The organism is Marinifilum sp. N1E240 (assembly GCF_009295825.1).
Lineage (GTDB): Bacteria > Bacteroidota > Bacteroidia > Bacteroidales > Marinifilaceae > Marinifilum_A > Marinifilum_A sediminis.
This window is the reverse complement of sequence record NZ_WHKF01000001.1, coordinates 542447-559861: the sequence shown is the minus strand read 5'-3', so window position 1 is coordinate 559861 and position 17415 is coordinate 542447. Positions and strand designations below refer to the sequence as shown.

Below are 17415 nucleotides of genomic sequence, written 5' to 3'. Positions count from 1 at the left end.
AGTTTATTGCTGTTGAATTTGTTTAACAACTAGGTATGTCTATCATGTTGTTTAACATGGATAAAGGTAGCGTTTCCCCAATTTTAGACAAGAAAAGAAAAGAAATTTTACTGACTTTTTGCAAACGTTTGTATAATAAAAAGTTACACCTAACTTATGTATATAATTTGCATTGATTTTTAATTGATTAAGTCTGAATAAGCTCTGCTAAGGAATACAGAAAGTCAATCCCAACCCAATATACGGTTATATCGGAATTCTTTAGAAATATTAAAAATTAGAATCAACTATAACAAGTAAATAAAATTGCATAAAAAAAGAGGTTATCTTTCGATAACCTCTTAGTATTACTTAAAAATCAAAACTACAAAGAAGCAGTTGGATTTGGATTCATTTTTGGATTTGCATTCACCTCATCAATTGGAATTTGATACAACCAATTTTCATTCTTTACAGAAGGTTTAGGTTGACTAAATCCTTTTTGGTAACGAGTAGGCTCAGCACCACTACCTGTAAGATCTAAAGCTTCATCGTAACGTAAAAGATCTAACCAACGGTGACCTTCACCCCAAAGTTCGATTCTACGCATTACTTTGATCTCTTCTAGTAAACTTAAACCTCTAGCCGCTACATTATAAGCAGGTGCACCTTCACGCAATCTAGCATTTCCTAATTCAGAAATAACAGTTGTTGCAGCAGCATCCTTACCACCTTGGCGAGCTAAAGCTTCAGCTTCGATCAAATACATTTCAGATGCTCTCATATACAAAACATCATCAGGATTAATTGTACCACCATCAGCATTCAAAAATTTAACTGCCATATATGGGTGAGTATAAAAGCTTTTGGTCATATCATATGTTTCAATAATATCTTCCCAAGCTGCCCAAAAGTCATCAGAGTTATCGTAATTATCGTCTGATTCCCATCCTGAATGTACATTTGGAGCTTTTTCAAGCCACATATCCTGACGGAAGTCATTTGCATCAATTTGGCTATAAAGATTGATATTGATCTTCTTAGGATTACCTCTATTTTGAGAACCATTATTATTTGTACCAATATAATAGAACCAAGACATGTACCAGTTCGTTTGGTCATCAATAATTTGAGCGCCCCACATGTATTCAGGGTTTGTACAAGAATTAAATCCTGATTTAAAATCTTTTTCAGACATTAAATCATATCCCTGACGAGCAGCATTTGCATAAGTTGCAGCATTTGCCCAGTCTCCTTTTGTAAGTGCAATACGAGCAGCAATACCATTAGCGATATTTAAATCGATATTTGATTTGTTATCTGCATTAGAGCTTACACTAGCATCATCAGCCAAATAAACAATTGCCTTTTGAATGTCCGACTCACATTGTGCATAAACTGCTTCAACTGTAGCTCTTTCCTGTCCTTCGTAAGGAGCTTCCGTTTTTAACATGATAGGTACCCCATCATCAGTAGATGGATTTCCATAAGCAGGATTCTTAGCATATATTGAAACCAAACGATGGTGACAAAATGCTCTGTATGCATAAGCTTGACCCAAAACATTATTCAATAAATCAGACTCTACCATACCCTCAGAACCATTAATGATAGCATTTACACTACCAATAATGTGGTAGTATTGCATCCAAATAAATTTTGGATCAGATGAATTAGGGTTTGTATGTCTATTCCATTTAACATGATTCAAAAACCATCCGTTACCATCAGCTGAAAACAGCATATCTCCAGCATTTAATTCCATTAAAGGTAAAATATATGATTCCCCAGCATAACCTGGCTCATAACCATCTAATGGCGATTGAGAATACATTTCTCTGTGCACACCATTCAATGCCACCATCATATTTTCAGGTGTTGACAAAGCATCTTCAGGAGATACACTATCAGTTGGGTAAGTCTCAAGGAAACTGTCTGAACAGCTTACCGAGCCAATAACCATTACTGCTAACAATAATTTATTAATATATTTTTTCATAATTCTATTTTCAATTTTATTCGTCAAACAAGATTAGAATGATACGTTAACACCGAATGAAACTACACGTGATGGTAGATATACATTACTTGTTGTACCAGCAAAACTTTGCTGAGGATTCATACCTTTTCTTTCAGTTAGGATGAATAGGTTTTCACCTGAAGCGTACACTTTCAATGAATTAATTCCAAAATCTTTAATTGCTTTTTGGTTGAAAGTATAGCTCAAATTCACATTCTTTAATGACAAATAAGTAGCATCAGTTAACCATCTGTCAGACATAGATGTAGCAAGGTGAGTGTTACCATTTTCCATTCTTGGAATATTTGTAATATCACCATCTTTTCTCCAACCTTTTTTCTGATCTACGTGAATAGCTGAACCATAATTACCTTCACCCATTAGAGCAGCGTAAGAGTAGTCTAATACTTTACCACCAATACCATAAGTAAACATGAAACTCAACTGAAAGTCCTTATATTTTAAAGTATTTGAAACAGAACCGAATAAATCAGGAATAGAAGAATCACCAGTATAACCTTTTTCTGAATCTAAGTAATTCTCTGATAATTTAGCAGAACCATCTTCATTATATGCTTTATGTGTTCCTAAACCATCTGCATCTTTTTCCCAAACCTGGTATAAAGTAGCACCTGTAGTTGGATCTACACTATGGAAATCATACAAGTAATAATCGTATACAGAGTGTCCTTTAGCCCATCTTTTAGATCCATTAACGAATGGTGTTGGAATATCAGTAATTTCATTCTTAATGGTAGAAGCCTGAACTTGGATATCCCATCTGAAATCATCATTTTGAACAAGAGTACTACCTAAAGAAATTTCGAAACCTTCATTAAATAAAGTTGCAATATTTCTTGGCTGAGATGATAATCCCATACTTGGAGCAAGAGGCATATCATACAATAAGTCTTCAGAAGTCTTTTTGTAGTATTCAACAGCACCGTGTAGTTTACCGTTAAATAATGAAAATTCAACAGCTGCATCAAAAGAGTTGTTAGACTCCCAAGTCAAATCAGTATTTCCAGTTGTTTTCCAACGTAGACCTGGAGTACTTGCATTTGGGAATGGCTCATAAAGAGCTTGGTAAGCGTACAAGTCAGAAGTTGCTGATCCAAGGTTATCATTACCAACCTGACCATAAGAAGCACGAACTTTTAACTGATCGATCCACTCAATACCTTGAATGAAGTTTTCCTGATCCATTCTCCAAGTAGCACCTACTGAGTAGAAACCACCCCATCGAACGTCATCTGCAAATACTGATGAACCATCTCTACGATAAGATCCTTCGATATAATATTTGTGCTGGAAATTATATTTCAATCTAGCGAAATATCCTTCTGTTTTCTTATCTGTAGTATAACCTGACAAAGAAGAAGGAGTAACGAAGTTATCAAACTCGTTAATTCCCTTAACGATTAATTGAGATTTCATACCACTCATAAGAGAATACTCTCTGCTGAATGACTCATGTCCTAATAATACTTCAATGTTGTGATCTTCACCAATTGATGTATTATAGTTGATCAATTGATTCCAGTTAACACTTGTTCTAGTATAACGATCTTCGCTATAACGACCAGTTGGAGCACCATCACCTACAATCTCATTCTCAAATTCTTTCGCATTATAATTCTGAATATCAAGACCTACGTTAGTAGAAACCTTAAGACCTTCCATAATTGTGAATTCAGCGTAAGATCTATTCGAAATATTGTTTCTCTTTGTCTTGTTATAATTGTAATTCTGCTCAGCTACGATATGACGACCATTATTTGCATCTGCTGGACGTGCATTAATACCATATTCGGTATAACCACCACCTAAATCATATTGCTTTTTACCTTCTGCATCAAGAATATATTCTCCTGTTGTTGGATCAACAATATACACAGGGTAAATTGGTCCCATAAAACGAGCGAAGTTAAATGGATTTGCATATCCTGTATTACTATCTGAAGTATAAGCTTGTCCTTGACTACTCATAGAAGCAGACAAATTAGTACCTAACTTCAACCATTTTTTAGGATTAGCATTAAAGTTCATACGAGCATTTAAACGTTCGTAATCAGAGTTAATCATATATCCTTCTTCATCAAGGTATCCAAGAGAAACAAAGAAATCATGCTTATCACCACCACCTGAAGCAGAAAGGTTATAGTTTTGTCTGTAACCAGTTTGCTCCAAAGGATCATACCAGTCTAAACTTTTTGCAATAACCTCAGCATTAGGATTAATTTTTCCATCAGTACCAACGATATTGTCATTTGCTACATTAAAAGGATTATACTTAAGCTTATTAAAGATGTCTTTTGCTGCAGTTTCTGCTGCTACACCTTCAGCTTGTCCATCACCATAAACTAAAGAGTTTTTGTATGACTGGAACATTAATTCATAGTAATCCTTAGCTCCAACAGTTTCGTAATATGGGATAGCTTTTGAAACAATACCACCAACTGCTTTAAAGTCAATTTTTACTTTTCCACCTGATTTTTTTCCTCGCTTAGTGGTAATCATTACAACACCATTAGCTGCACGAGCACCGTACAATGCGGTAGAAGAAGCATCTTTTAAAATTGTTAAAGATTGAATATCATCAGGAGAAATATCAGCTAATGAACCATCAAACTGAGCACCATCAACAACATACAATGGCTCTGCATTACCGTTTAAGGTACCAAAACCACGAATACGAATTGCTGGAGCCTCACCTGGCTGACCTGATGCTGCAGCAACCTGAACACCAGTAGTAGAACCTTCAAATGCTTGCGTAACTGAAGTCAATGTTCTTTCTGCTAATTTCTCAGCACCAACTACACCAGCAGAACCAGTAAAAGATTCCTTTTTTGCAGTACCAAAAGCTACAACCATAACCTCATCTACACCAATAGATTCAGATTCCATTATAACATTCATTGTAGTACCTGTAATAGGAAGTTCTTGCGTTGTCATACCAACAAATGAAAACACAAGTGTATTTTCACCTTCTGGAACATTTAACGCGTATTTTCCATCGAAGTCAGTTGTGGTACCGATGGTTGTACCTTTAATAATAACGGAAACTCCGGGGATCGACAGCCCATCTTCAGCTGAGGTAACCACCCCTGAGATTTCTCGACTTTGAGCTAGAACGCCCTGTAATCCTATAAAAAATAGAATTAACATCGAAACTAAACTTTTTTTCATAAATTTTTAGTTAGTGGTTAATTAACAATTAATACACATCTATAATATATCCTACTCGCCTTTAATCATTATTTAAGACGCTAGAAAGAATATGCTCCCTTTAGAATAAATCCTATATATCGATTCATATCAACATATAGAGTCGAAATTTAAATACCCCTATAAAATTCCGACCCGTCAAAAGTGTAAAAAAATCTTAAATAATCAAACCATCTTTTTCCGCAAACCTTTTAATTTCAAATAATCAACAAAACGTAAACTTATAAATTGCAAATAATAATATCAAATCAGAAACAATTTGCAACCATACTAATCATCTCATTATCAATTTTAACATCGTTAACGTTTGCGTATTTTTTACAATCTTAAATTCTATAGTAATTGATTAATATGTCTGCTATTCCTACATCTATTTAGACTCACACTAAATAACTACGTACACTGTATTTAAAATTCTCTATTCTATTTTAATAGTACATTACTAGCACACGAATCGATTATACAGCATTAATTAATAAGTAAAGATAAATTAACGGGATAATTACCTTATAACAAACAGAACAAGTATATCAGTTTTACAAAACTTAAATTAGTAATCTACATAAATCAGGGAATCCAATCATTCTTTCTAGCGAAAGCCTCTCCCTTTAAAAGCTCTAATCGCATGATAATTCAACAAATAAATTGGAGCTGTTAAAGAACTAATTTCTGAAATTACATACGCACATTGCCTTTAATAATAAAATGAAATTATTAAAACCCCTTGTATACATTAAACTCCCGAATCTTTTTTTTAATTATCTTTGTATTTATAATCAAACTAAATAACAATGGCTATCATTAGAGATTTGAATGGAAAATCCCCAAAATTTGGTGAGAATTGCTTTTTGGCAGAGAATGCGGCAATTATAGGAAATGTTGAGATGGGGAATGACTGCAGTATTTGGTACAGCGCAGTATTACGTGGGGATGTACATTACATTAAACTAGGTAACAACGTTAACATACAAGATAACGCAACAATTCATGCTACATATAAAAAATCACCAACTAATATTGGCAACAATGTATCTATTGCACACAATGCAGTAGTTCACGGCTGTACAATTAAAGATAATGTTTTGATTGGAATGGGCGCAGTTGTTCTAGACAATGCAATCGTAGAAAGTAATTCGATAATTGCTGCAGGTGCTGTAGTTACTAAAGGTACACACGTTGAATCTGGAAGTGTTTATGCCGGATCTCCAGCAAAAAAAATTAAAGAAATTAGCCCTGAATTATTAGAGGGAGAAATTAACAGAATTGCAAATAGCTATGCAATGTATGCCAGCTGGTATCAAACTGACGAAAAAATTGCCGAATAAGAAATTTTTCTTATCAAGTTTACAAGTGGCTTGACACAATTCATACATTACGCAGAAACCAGTTGAAATTATTCAACTGGTTTTTAGTAACTAATATGTTGAGCTTTTAAATTTTTATTCAAAAATCGACTTGCTTTCTCTTCAAAACTATCAACAAATTCGGTTGTCAAAAATTCTCTTTCCCCATTTTTAGAACAACGCACCTCCATTTCAGGATGACGTTTCAAGTAATCTTTAAGGCTTTTTGCGACAATTTCACCTTGAGCTATTAGATTTACACTATTAGGCAAATAACGTTTGACCTCATCCTTTAAAATTGGATAATGCGTACAACCTAAAACTATGGTATCAATCTGTGAATCCTTTGAAAGTAAGTTCTCTATATTTTTCTTGATAAAGTACCTTCCTCCGGAAGTAGTAAACTCATTGTTCTCTACCAAAGGAACCCACATAGGACACGCTTCCTGCACAACCTCTATTTCAGGATAAAGCTTTTCGATTTCCATAGGATACGAATTGGATCGAACAGTTCCTACAGTACCGAGTACACCTACATGTTTTGTTTGAGTTAATGCTCCCAATTTTTCCACACTAGGTCTAATCACACCCAAAACCCGTTTATTTGGATCAATTTTTGGAAGATCTTTTTGTTGAATAGTTCGAAGGGCTTTTGCCGAGGCAGTATTACAGGCTAAAATAATCAATTCACAGCCCATCGAGAAAAGCTGTTCAACGGCCTGTAGAGTATAATCGTAAACAACATCATAAGAACGCGTTCCATATGGACTTCTAGCATTATCTCCCAGATAAAGAAAGTCATATTCCGGTAATTCTTTCAAAAGCTCATTTAAAATGGTTAAACCACCATATCCTGAATCAAAAACTCCAATGGGTTGTTTATTATCGATCATATAATTTTTGCTTACACTAATACATCATGATGCAAAATTAAAAAAGGTGGTATTAAAATACCACCTTTTTAAAATATATCTTGTAAAAGACTATTGAATTCCCAATTTAGCTTTAACTAAAGGCATTACATCAACACTATTATCAGAAAAATGTAAAATTACTCCAGTACTAATATCAAATACGTAAGTAAAACCATTTTCCGCACCAACATCTTTAATCGCTTTCGAAGCTTTATCAAAAATAGGCTTTAATAACTCATTTTGAGTTTTTTGAAGTTCTTGCTGTGCAAAACCATCAAATGTTTGCATACGATTTTGTAAATCCTGAATTTCTTTTTCTTTAGTTGCTCTTAAAGCTTCAGATAGAGTTTCTCTTTGCTCAACATATGAATTAACAAGAGTTTGATACTCTTCTCTCATTGCCTTAATTTGATTATCGTATTCTGCCGCTTTAGCTTGTATTTGCTTTTGAGCTTCTGCTTTTTCAGGCATTATTGATAATAACTTATTAGAATCGATATGACCAAATTTTGCTGTTTGTGCAAAAAGGTTAGCTCCTGTAAAAAGGAAAATGGCTACTAATGTAACTTTTAAAAATTGTCTCATAGTATACTCAGTTAGTTTTTTATTTGAAATTTTAATTAGTTCTTATTCCCAATTTATACAGTACTTTATCACTCAAATCAAATTTAGAGTTACTGTATATTATTGCTGGTCCATTAGCACGATCAATAATCATACCATAACTTCCAGACTTCGCTATCTCTTTGATTGCCTCATAGATATCATCCTGAATTGGTTTCATTAATTCCTGACGTTTCTTATAAAGCTCCCCATTACGACCAAAATATCTTTGCTGAAGTTTTTGAGCCATCATTTCTTTATCATGAATCTCTTTCTCTCTTTGTTGTCTCATTTCTGATGATAAAAAAACCTCATCAGCTCTGAATTTTGCATGAAGATCTTTTATCTCAACACTGATAGTTTCAATTTCTTTTTGCCACTGAATGGATACTTTATCCAATTGCTCTTGAGCATTTTTATAGTCTGGCATCTTATTCAAGATGTATTCAGTATCAACAAATCCATATCGGGATTGAGAATACGAACTTCCAAAACTAAAAAATAAAACTGCAAGTAAGAATAGTAAACGTTTCATAATAATTTGTTTTGCAATCAAACTCTAAATTAACTTAAATTAATTCAGCTCCCAAGAGCCTCTACTTAAAATATGTTAAAATTGTTGACCAATTACAAAATGGAACTGACCACCGTTCTGTCCGGCTAGGTTAGCATTATCAAAACCATATCCATAATCTATACCAAGTAATCCAAACATAGGTAGAAAAATTCGAAGACCAACACCAGCTGAACGTTTCAAGTTAAATGGCTGAAACTCTTCAAAATCATACCAGGCATTACCCGCCTCTGCAAAAGCCAATGCGTAAATCGTAGCCGACTGGCTTAGTGATAATGGATATCTAATCTCAGCAGTAAATTTCGAATAAATATTTCCTCCCTTACGGCGACCGTCAGAAAATACCGGAGTTAATGAACCATTTTCATATCCTCTTAAACCAACATTGTCACTTCCGTACATGCTATATCCCGACATACCGTCACCACCAACTTCGAATCCTTCAAATGGAGATCTTTTGTTTTTATCGTAATACCCCAAGTAACCAAATTCGGCTCCTGTATATAATACTAACTTATCATTTTTTGACAATAGACCATTGTACATTTTTCCTTTAAACGTCCACTTATGATATTCAATCCATTTGTACAATTCTTCCTCGCTAGCACGAGAATAATCCAAATCTTCGAATAATGAATATGGAGGTGTAAATTTTAAACTTAGTGAGAATGAAGATCCTTTACGTGTATACAATGGATTATCAATCGAACTTCTAGATAAAGTTGTAGTGAAACTAAAGTTATTCGATGTTCCATCAGAAATCAGATAGTATTGCCAGTTCTCCAAGTTGAAATTTTGATAACTTACCTCATTGTATAATGAGAAATAGTCATCTGGCCATTTTAATCTACGTGCTAAACCTACACTTGCTCCGAAAATTTTCTGACTCTGATCAGAACTATTCCCATATGTAGTATAATAGTTATAACTACTGCTATATCCCGACTGCTGTGAATAATATATCGATGTACTTAATGAAGTTGGTTTTTTACCTCCCAACCATGGTTCTGTAAACGATATACTATAGGAATTATAATAAGAGCCATTGGTTTGCGCTCGAATACTTAAGGTTTGTCCATCACCAGTAGGAAGTGGACTCCAAGCTTTTTTATTGAAAATATTTCGTATCGAAAAATTAGAAAATCGAAGCCCAACAGTACCAATAATCATACCAGCTCCCCAACCTCCGGAAAGTTCGATCTGATCATTTGCTTTTTCTTCCAATTCGTAATTGATATCAACCGTTCCACTTTCAGGGTGAGGTTTAATATCAGGATTAATAGCCTCAGGATCAAAGTGACCTAACTGAGCAAGCTCTCGCACACTACGAATGATATCTGATTTACTAAATAATTCGCCAGGATATGTATACAACTCTCTACGAGCAACATGTTCATGAGTTTTTGTATTACCAATTATATTTACACGATCGATTGTAGCTTGCTTCCCTTCAATTATTCTCATTTCAAGATTAATCGAATCTTTACCAATAACTTTCTCAATAGGGTTTACATTAAAAAACAAGTATCCTTTATCCAAATACCAATTACTTACAGCATCATCATCAAGACTTAATCTTTCATCCAAATAAGTCTGATTGTAAACATCACCCTTCTTTATCTTTAAAACACGCTCTAAATCATAAGATGTATATACCGTGTTACCAACCCATGTAATATCATTAAAGAAGTACTGATTTCCTTCATTCAATTTTAAATAAATATTAACACGATCTTCTGATACCTGTTCTACACTATCAGTAATAATAAGAGCATCTCTATACCCATTTTCATTGTACTTAGAAATTAAGGTAATCTTATCTTCCTTCCAATTATCCTCAATATACTTTGAAGATTTAAAGAAATTCCTCAGTCTTTTCTCTTTTGATTCTTTTATTGCCTTTTTTACTTTCTTATCAGATAAAGCAACATTTCCTTCAATAAAGATATTCTTAATCTTAATCTTATTATTTCTATCCATATTGATATCGATGATAACGCTATTTTCCTCCGTAAGATCATCACGCTGCAACACATTTACATCAATATTATAAAAACCTTTTTCTTTAAAGTAATTTTCAACGATAGTTTGAGTATTTGCAATTAAAAAATCGGTTACCTGTGTTCCTTTTTGTAATTTCAATCGCTCTTTTAACTTATTTGTTTCACTTTTAGAAGTACCAATGTAGTTTACCGAAGATAACCTTGGACGTTCCTGAAGATGAATACTCAAATAAATTTTCTTATCAACTATTTTTGTAGCAGCAATCTGAATATCAGAAAACAAACCTTGCTTATAAAGTTTATTAATTGCCTTTGTTACCTTCTCCCCTGGCACTTCAATTTCCGAACCTTCCCGTAAACCAGATATTTGAACAAGCACGTTACTTTCCAAATGCTTTACTCCTGTAACCGTTACTCCTCCCAATTCGTATTTCTTGGGTGAAGAATAATGTAAAGTTGGATTAAAAATTGTATCTGTTTCCTGCGCTATGGCAGTGATACTTAAAAATAGAGTAAAAATGAAAGTTAATCGTTTAATCATTACTATAGTTATAATGGTTAATGCTTAATTATCGTTTAATTGTTCACTTGTTTTACCAAATCGTCTTTCACGACTTTGATAATTCAAAAGTGCCTTATATAGCTCTTCCTTTGTAAAGTCAGGCCAAAACAGATCCGTAAAATACAATTCTGAATATGCTAACTGCCAAAGTAAAAAATTACTAATTCTATTCTCACCACTGGTTCTAATCATCAATTCCGGATCTGGAATTCCACTGGTTGTAAGATGGCTTTCAAAAATAGATTCATTGACATCCTCTGGAGCTAAATCACCAGAATGAACCTTTTCTGCAATCTTACCAACTGCATTCATAATCTCCCAACGAGAACTATAACTTAAAGCTAACACCAAGGTTAAGCCGGTATTTTTCGCTGTATTGTCAATTGTTCCTTGTAATTTCTCCCTTACCTCTTCTGGTAAACTCTCTAAATCTCCAATTGCCTTTAATCGAACATTGTTCTTCATTAAAGTTGGAGTTTCGTTCTCTATCGCCTCAACAAGCAAAGACATTAATCCCAAAATCTCATCCTGAGGACGATTCCAATTCTCTGTGGAAAAAGCATAAAGAGTGAGATAAGAAATTCCTAATTCAGCAGCACCTTCAACTGTTTGGCGTACTGCCTCAACGCCATTCTGATGTCCAATTATTCTATGTTCGCCTCGCATCTTTGCCCAACGACCATTTCCATCCATAATTATTGCCAAATGATTCGGCAATCGTTCTTTTATGATTTTATCTTTGAATGACATATATTATTTTACAAATCGACCGTATGAATGACACTCCTCATTATCTGGAAACAGTTTATAACTAATCATGATTCCGAAAAAGGATGCCCAATCGTTATTGTGCATTAAATTGCGTTCGTTAAAATTATTTGGATCATCTAAATGATCCAGATCATCGGTGAAAGTTTTTCTAAAACTCCATTCCAATGCTGCAGTCCATCTTCCTCCAAGATTGTATTTAAACCCAGCTCCCATAGGTATGGTAAACGAGGATTCTGTACTACTTGGAGCTATATATCCAATACCTGCTGTTACATAAGGCACCAGCCTTTTTGTTTTCGATTTTCCTGGTGACCAAAATGGTTGAAAATTAAATTCACCTTGTAAGGACAAATCAACCAAATCAGTATCAAAAGACGCTCCTCTACTTTGCTGGTATTGATTTTTAAAATCTCTATCTTCACCACTTAATCCAGAGAAAATCATTCCAGCTCTAAGAGAATATCGAGAATTAAAATTGTATCGATAAATTCCTCCTATAGCAACTGAGCTTGAATAAAAATGGTATGTTGGATTGATATCGCCCATATAATAGCCAACACCTCCATAAAAACCTAATTCTGCTTTGGTTTGCGTAAATGCCGTACTACTAACGACTAAAAACAGTATTCCCAAAATCAGTTTATGCATGAACAGCAGTTTGTTTTTTTTCTCCATGTAAATGAATTCGTTTTTCATGTTCAAATCCCTATAACCATTGATATGATTAGGATACAATCACCCTAAATTCATTCACAAGCTACAAAAGTAACATATAATCTTAAAAAACCTTATTTCAGAAGTAAAATTAAATGAGTCTTCCGTTAAATTTTGTTAAAATGAAAATCAATGTATTTGAGATTATTAATTACGTTTATCAACACCCCACATCAGTTTATTTCTCAAGGTTCCGTAAAAACTGTGAGTTTTCAGTTTCAACACCTTTATCTGGAAATCTGACCTTTTTATTTTAAGTTCAATTGAAGACTCAAAAGTGCAAGAACGAGAATCTAAGGAAGCCAGATAAGTATCACTTCGTCCTTCAACCCTTAGTGTTATTTCATGATGATTTGGAACAACAATTGGTCGCACTGTAAGATTGTGTGGAGAAATTGGAGAGATGATAAAATTTTGTGTATTAGGAATAAGAATCGGACCGCCAACACTTAAAGAATAAGCAGTAGATCCTGTTGGAGTTGCAATAATTAATCCATCCGCCCAATAAGAATTTAAGTATTCATTGTTTAGGTAGGTATGAATAGTTATCATCGAAGCCGAGTCCTTCTTATGAACTGTAAATTCGTTTAAAGCATAATTAAACTCATCAAACAATCCATTTTTAGAAGTTTCCAATTGCAATAAACTCCTCTCCTCAATAGAATATTCACCTGTAAAAATATCGGTTAAAGCCTGTGGAATTTCATCTTTAGCTATGTCAGCCATAAATCCTAGTCGCCCACTATTTATTCCAACAATAGGAATCTCTGAATCTCGAACAATGGTTACAGCATCTAAAAAGGTTCCGTCACCACCTATCGAGAACACGAACTTCACATCTTTATCAAGGCTATCAAAACCATTAAAATAGCCATGAACCGGTGGTTTAAAATTTATTTCTCTAATTAAAAAATCGTAAAATGGTTGATAAATGTATATCTCCACATCATGCTTCGAAAATACATCAAACATCAGCTTAAAACTTTCGGTAAAATTTTCATTAAACAATTTACCAAACAAGGCTATTTTCATCGTTTTGTAGTTTGATCGTAAAAGTGTTCTTTTTCTTATTAATAAAATAAGTCAACAGCAAATATAAATGATTCTACAAGTCTTCAAAGACCTAAACGGAGAAAAGCAGTTTAATATTGGTTAGATGTTCAAAAAACGCATAAAAGAATTGTATCGATCTTCCAACATGTCCTTCATATCATCCTCGCGAACATAAGTTGATTTGATCGTATAATCGTAGCGTAGAAAGGTTTGAATGATAGATGTGAGGTTACTTCGGTTGACCTTAATCGTTAACTCTATTTTTTTTGAATCAGTAGAAGATTTTACATACAGACTTAAAATTTTTGCATCGTTACTTTCTACTATCCTTGATATTTCGCTTAATGAATAATCGACAGAATTTAAATCGAGAACTATAATTCCACCAGGTTCTCTTACTGAAAAGATTCGCTCAATATATTGCATCAAATCGTTTAAAGTAATTAAGCCCAGGTAGGTTTTCTCATCTTCCAGAACTGGTATAACAGTAAGTTTTAATCTTGAAATAATTTCAATAACATCATAAATATGATGATTCTCCATTACATATGGACTAAACAAAGAAAGCTTTTGGTCACCAATTGGTTCTTCTGCCTTATTTAGATCGTAAATATCATTATCAGAAATTAAACCCAGAAACTCATCGCCCTTTACAATTGGCAAATGCGATACTCTGAATATTTCCATCCAGTTTAACGCTTGTATGCCAGTATCAGTCTCTCTTAGTACCGGAACAACATCAGAAATTAAATCTTTTGCTATCATATATACCTGTTTTCTAGGAATTACTTTTATTTTTGCCGCAAGGTAAGATCAGTTTCATGGCAAAATGAACTAAATTTACCTGTCATTCTATTTATTAAGATTTCATAAATATGACCAGACTTAGTGTAAATATAAACAAAATTGCGACATTAAGAAACGCCCGAGGCGGTAATACTCCTAATGTATGCGAGGCTGCAGTTAACTGCGAAAGATTTGGAGCTGAAGGAATTACAATTCACCCGCGTCCAGATGAAAGACATATTAGATATCAGGATGTTATTGATTTAAATCCTTTGGTTAGTACTGAATTCAATATTGAGGGATATCCTTCAAAAGATTTTATTGATATGGTTATCGATATCAAACCTGATCAGGTTACATTAGTTCCAGACCCACCTGAAGCCATAACCTCAAATGCAGGTTGGGATACGGTTAAGAATAAAGATTTTTTAATTGAAGTTATCTCTAAATTTAAAGCCGAAGGAATTAGAACATCCATTTTTGTAGATACAGATTTGGCAAATATCGAAGGAGCTGTAGCTACCGGAACAGATAGAATTGAGCTATACACAGAACCATATGCAACTAACTATCCTATTAACAAACAAGAGGCAATTCGCCCATTTGTTATTGCTGCACAAAGAGCTTCGGAACTTGGATTAGAAATTAATGCCGGACATGATTTGAGTTTGGAGAATCTTAATTTTTTCTACAAAAACATTCCTAATTTAGCTGAAGTGTCAATTGGTCACGCACTAATATCCGACTCTCTTTATTTTGGATTGGAAAATACAATTCAGATGTATCGCAAGTGTCTTAAATAGGATACACATTTGATAAAAATATAAGGATGCTCAAAAGGCATCCTTTCTTTTTTGATTTTAAAGATCTGTTATATCTTTATTCTATGAAGCTTAATTTTAGAAAAATTGGAGAAGGTTATCCTCTTATTATAGTCCACGGACTTTACGGTTCGTCAGATAATTGGTTGAGTGTAGCAAAAGATCTCGCCTCAAATTTTGAAGTTTACATTATCGATCAAAGAAATCATGGAGCTTCTCCACACTCCGATTCTCACACTTATCAGGACTTAAAAGAAGATTTATTGGAATTCATGGATGATCATGAAATTGAAAAAGCAACATTAGTTGGTCATTCGATGGGAGGTAAAACGGTAATGTTTTTTGCTGCCGAGCATCCCGAAAAAGTAAGTAACCTGTTAGTGGCTGATATTGCTCCAAAAAACTACAGCAAAATTTCTGATTACGCTCCACAAACTATAGATCACAACACCATTATTTCTGCAATGCTAAATCTTGATTTACAGAATTTTAAATCAAGAACCGAAATAGATCATAAATTATCAGAGAGCATTCAAAGCGAAAGGGTACGTCAATTTCTCTTGAAAAATTTAAAAAGAGACGAAGAAAAAAGATTTACCTGGAAATTAAACATTGAAACCATCAGTAAATTCCTTCCTCAAATAATGGATGGAATGAATAAGGATGACTTTACACATGGAAAAGGAATTACAGGCTTTCCGGTTCTGTTTATAAAAGGTGCTAAATCGAACTACATTACCGATGATGATCACAATTTAATTAGAACCATTTTCCCTTATGCCGAGGTTACTACAATTCCGAATGCAGGACATTGGGTTCATGCCGAACAACCAAAATTATTGGTAAAAACCATTGAGTATTTTGTTCTTGATTAAATGATACAAAAAACTCCGCTTATAGCGGAGTTTTTGATTTATATTTCTTTGAAATCTACCAAACTCCCGCTTTAAAAACGTAGCGAGTTACAGCCTGAATATTCATCTCCTTATTTGAACTGTTATTCGGATCAATATCGTCTTCATATTTAAAACCAGTAATTTTCACAAAGTAATCTTCACCAACTTCCAATTCACTTAGAGCTTCCAATTCATTAGCAATTGAATTGTCTATAGTCAACACCTTATCTTCACCAGCAACAGCAGGTTGACGTGTACTTCTAAAATTAGGTTGATACTCATTACCATTCTTATCTAATATTTCAACGTAATAATAGATATCATCTTCGTCAATGGCTTTCCAATTAATTGTAACACTTCCACTAGCGCTAGCATGTGTAGCCGTTGTAGAAAAATTATCTAAGGCTGCAATAGCTTCACTATACATCTGATCTTCCAACTTGTAATTTTCCCCGTTTGCTTTCAGGAAAAACTTTACAGTCTGACTCCCTGGATAAGCATCGAAATATTCCTCTCTATCGCTCTCTTTTAAATAGTATACCTTCTCTCCCTGAAAATCTGTAAAATCTTCCAATTCAATAGTTGTTGATTCGTTGGGTAAAACTTTTACCTGACTTAATTCTGCTCCGTAAACCGCATACTCATTTCGAAACGATGATTCATATGCATTATTTACCAAACGAAGATCATTTACAACATAAGCATCAGCTGTCACATCATTCAAATCATCTATATCCGTATAAAACTCTCTTGTACCACTTGAACTATTCAATTTAAGATATGAACTGGTTGATTTTGACTGTATAAACCACTCCTGTCTATCTGTAAGCGAGATAGATTCATCTTCAATTACCAGCTCATTGTCTACAAGACTCCACTCCCCTACAACTTTATCTCTACGCCCACTAAATTCCTGTTTCTTTAAAACACCTCCGCCTTCAAATCGATAAACTATTAGTTCGTCATCGCGATCGTAATCTGAGGACAAATAAGGGTTGGCATACCAGTATTTGTTGGTTAAATCAGACGATTTAAATTCAAAATCCTCATCATCGCCACCGCTACTGCTACTTCCGCATGAGTACATAAACATACTTCCCACAATAAGTGCGGCAAATGATAACCTTTTATAAAATGAACGATTCATT

Annotated in this window: 14 protein-coding genes; 3 read left to right on the top strand and 11 right to left on the bottom strand. The window is 33.9% G+C overall.

The features are described from left to right. Nucleotides 1-364: 364 nt before the first annotated feature. Both GCQ56_RS02485 and GCQ56_RS02480 read right to left on the bottom strand, forming a co-directional pair. Nucleotides 365-1978, bottom strand: coding sequence for a RagB/SusD family nutrient uptake outer membrane protein (locus tag GCQ56_RS02485; RefSeq protein WP_152732809.1), 1614 nt, complete (start codon nucleotides 1976-1978; stop codon nucleotides 365-367). A 33-nt stretch (nucleotides 1979-2011) separates the two neighbouring features. Continuing rightward, entirely contained in the window at nucleotides 2012-5188 is a 3177-nt protein-coding gene (locus tag GCQ56_RS02480; RefSeq protein ID WP_152732808.1) for a TonB-dependent receptor, read from the bottom strand. An 830-nt stretch (nucleotides 5189-6018) separates the two neighbouring features. On the opposite strand from GCQ56_RS02480, the gene GCQ56_RS02475 reads away from it, so the two are divergent. Then, a complete protein-coding gene (locus GCQ56_RS02475; RefSeq protein WP_152732807.1) occupies nucleotides 6019-6552 on the top strand; it encodes a gamma carbonic anhydrase family protein in 534 nt (177 codons plus the stop codon). 83 nt (nucleotides 6553-6635) lie between these two features. On the opposite strand, the gene murI is transcribed toward GCQ56_RS02475, so the two are convergent. From murI to GCQ56_RS02435, 8 genes are all read right to left on the bottom strand, one after another. Then, nucleotides 6636-7463, bottom strand: coding sequence for a glutamate racemase (murI, locus tag GCQ56_RS02470; RefSeq protein WP_152732806.1), 828 nt, complete (start codon nucleotides 7461-7463; stop codon nucleotides 6636-6638). Nucleotides 7464-7553: 90 nt separating this feature from the next. Then, complete coding sequence (locus GCQ56_RS02465; RefSeq protein ID WP_152732805.1) at nucleotides 7554-8069, bottom strand: OmpH family outer membrane protein; 516 nt, start codon at nucleotides 8067-8069, stop codon at nucleotides 7554-7556. 31 nt (nucleotides 8070-8100) lie between these two features. Continuing rightward, a complete protein-coding gene (locus GCQ56_RS02460) occupies nucleotides 8101-8622 on the bottom strand; it encodes an OmpH family outer membrane protein (protein WP_152732804.1) in 522 nt (173 codons plus the stop codon). 75 nt (nucleotides 8623-8697) lie between these two features. Next, nucleotides 8698-11205, bottom strand: coding sequence for an outer membrane protein assembly factor BamA (gene bamA / locus GCQ56_RS02455; protein WP_152732803.1), 2508 nt, complete (start codon nucleotides 11203-11205; stop codon nucleotides 8698-8700). A 24-nt stretch (nucleotides 11206-11229) separates the two neighbouring features. After that, the gene (locus GCQ56_RS02450) at nucleotides 11230-11976 is read right to left on the bottom strand and encodes an isoprenyl transferase (RefSeq protein WP_152732802.1); all 747 of its coding nucleotides are present in this window, start codon (nucleotides 11974-11976) and stop codon (nucleotides 11230-11232) included. A gap of 3 nt (nucleotides 11977-11979) precedes the next feature. Beyond that, on the bottom strand, nucleotides 11980-12693 hold the full coding sequence (locus GCQ56_RS02445) for a DUF6089 family protein (RefSeq protein WP_152732801.1): 714 nt from the start codon (nucleotides 12691-12693) through the stop codon (nucleotides 11980-11982). Nucleotides 12694-12858: 165 nt separating this feature from the next. Continuing rightward, nucleotides 12859-13743 (bottom strand): NAD kinase, encoded by an 885-nt coding sequence (locus GCQ56_RS02440; protein WP_152732800.1) that lies wholly within the window; start codon nucleotides 13741-13743, stop codon nucleotides 12859-12861. A gap of 120 nt (nucleotides 13744-13863) precedes the next feature. Continuing rightward, nucleotides 13864-14529 (bottom strand): CBS domain-containing protein, encoded by a 666-nt coding sequence (locus tag GCQ56_RS02435; RefSeq protein WP_152732799.1) that lies wholly within the window; start codon nucleotides 14527-14529, stop codon nucleotides 13864-13866. Nucleotides 14530-14639: 110 nt separating this feature from the next. Here GCQ56_RS02435 and GCQ56_RS02430 point away from each other — a divergent pair, with 110 nt between their 5' ends. Beyond that, nucleotides 14640-15353, top strand: a complete 714-nt coding sequence (locus GCQ56_RS02430) for a pyridoxine 5'-phosphate synthase (RefSeq protein WP_152732798.1) — start codon at nucleotides 14640-14642, stop codon at nucleotides 15351-15353. Between the two features lie 83 nt (nucleotides 15354-15436). Continuing rightward, nucleotides 15437-16246, top strand: coding sequence for an alpha/beta fold hydrolase (locus tag GCQ56_RS02425; protein ID WP_152732797.1), 810 nt, complete (start codon nucleotides 15437-15439; stop codon nucleotides 16244-16246). Nucleotides 16247-16301: 55 nt separating this feature from the next. Here the strand turns inward: GCQ56_RS02425 and GCQ56_RS02420 are convergent, their stop codons facing one another. Then, on the bottom strand, nucleotides 16302-17414 hold the full coding sequence (locus GCQ56_RS02420; protein WP_152732796.1) for a hypothetical protein: 1113 nt from the start codon (nucleotides 17412-17414) through the stop codon (nucleotides 16302-16304). Nucleotide 17415: the final 1 nt, after the last annotated feature.

Coding starts and splice junctions, on each gene's coding strand:
- GCQ56_RS02465 (WP_152732805.1), bottom strand. CDS start 8,069: ATGAGACAATTTTTAAAAGTTACATTAGTAGCCATTTTCCTTTTTACA.
- murI (WP_152732806.1), bottom strand. CDS start 7,463: ATGATCGATAATAAACAACCCATTGGAGTTTTTGATTCAGGATATGGT.
- GCQ56_RS02445 (WP_152732801.1), bottom strand. CDS start 12,693: ATGAAAAACGAATTCATTTACATGGAGAAAAAAAACAAACTGCTGTTC.
- bamA (WP_152732803.1), bottom strand. CDS start 11,205: ATGATTAAACGATTAACTTTCATTTTTACTCTATTTTTAAGTATCACT.
- GCQ56_RS02430 (WP_152732798.1), top strand. CDS start 14,640: ATGACCAGACTTAGTGTAAATATAAACAAAATTGCGACATTAAGAAAC.
- GCQ56_RS02450 (WP_152732802.1), bottom strand. CDS start 11,976: ATGTCATTCAAAGATAAAATCATAAAAGAACGATTGCCGAATCATTTG.
- GCQ56_RS02420 (WP_152732796.1), bottom strand. CDS start 17,414: ATGAATCGTTCATTTTATAAAAGGTTATCATTTGCCGCACTTATTGTG.
- GCQ56_RS02485 (WP_152732809.1), bottom strand. CDS start 1,978: ATGAAAAAATATATTAATAAATTATTGTTAGCAGTAATGGTTATTGGC.
- GCQ56_RS02480 (WP_152732808.1), bottom strand. CDS start 5,188: ATGAAAAAAAGTTTAGTTTCGATGTTAATTCTATTTTTTATAGGATTA.
- GCQ56_RS02460 (WP_152732804.1), bottom strand. CDS start 8,622: ATGAAACGTTTACTATTCTTACTTGCAGTTTTATTTTTTAGTTTTGGA.
- GCQ56_RS02435 (WP_152732799.1), bottom strand. CDS start 14,529: ATGATAGCAAAAGATTTAATTTCTGATGTTGTTCCGGTACTAAGAGAG.
- GCQ56_RS02440 (WP_152732800.1), bottom strand. CDS start 13,743: ATGAAAATAGCCTTGTTTGGTAAATTGTTTAATGAAAATTTTACCGAA.
- GCQ56_RS02425 (WP_152732797.1), top strand. CDS start 15,437: ATGAAGCTTAATTTTAGAAAAATTGGAGAAGGTTATCCTCTTATTATA.
- GCQ56_RS02475 (WP_152732807.1), top strand. CDS start 6,019: ATGGCTATCATTAGAGATTTGAATGGAAAATCCCCAAAATTTGGTGAG.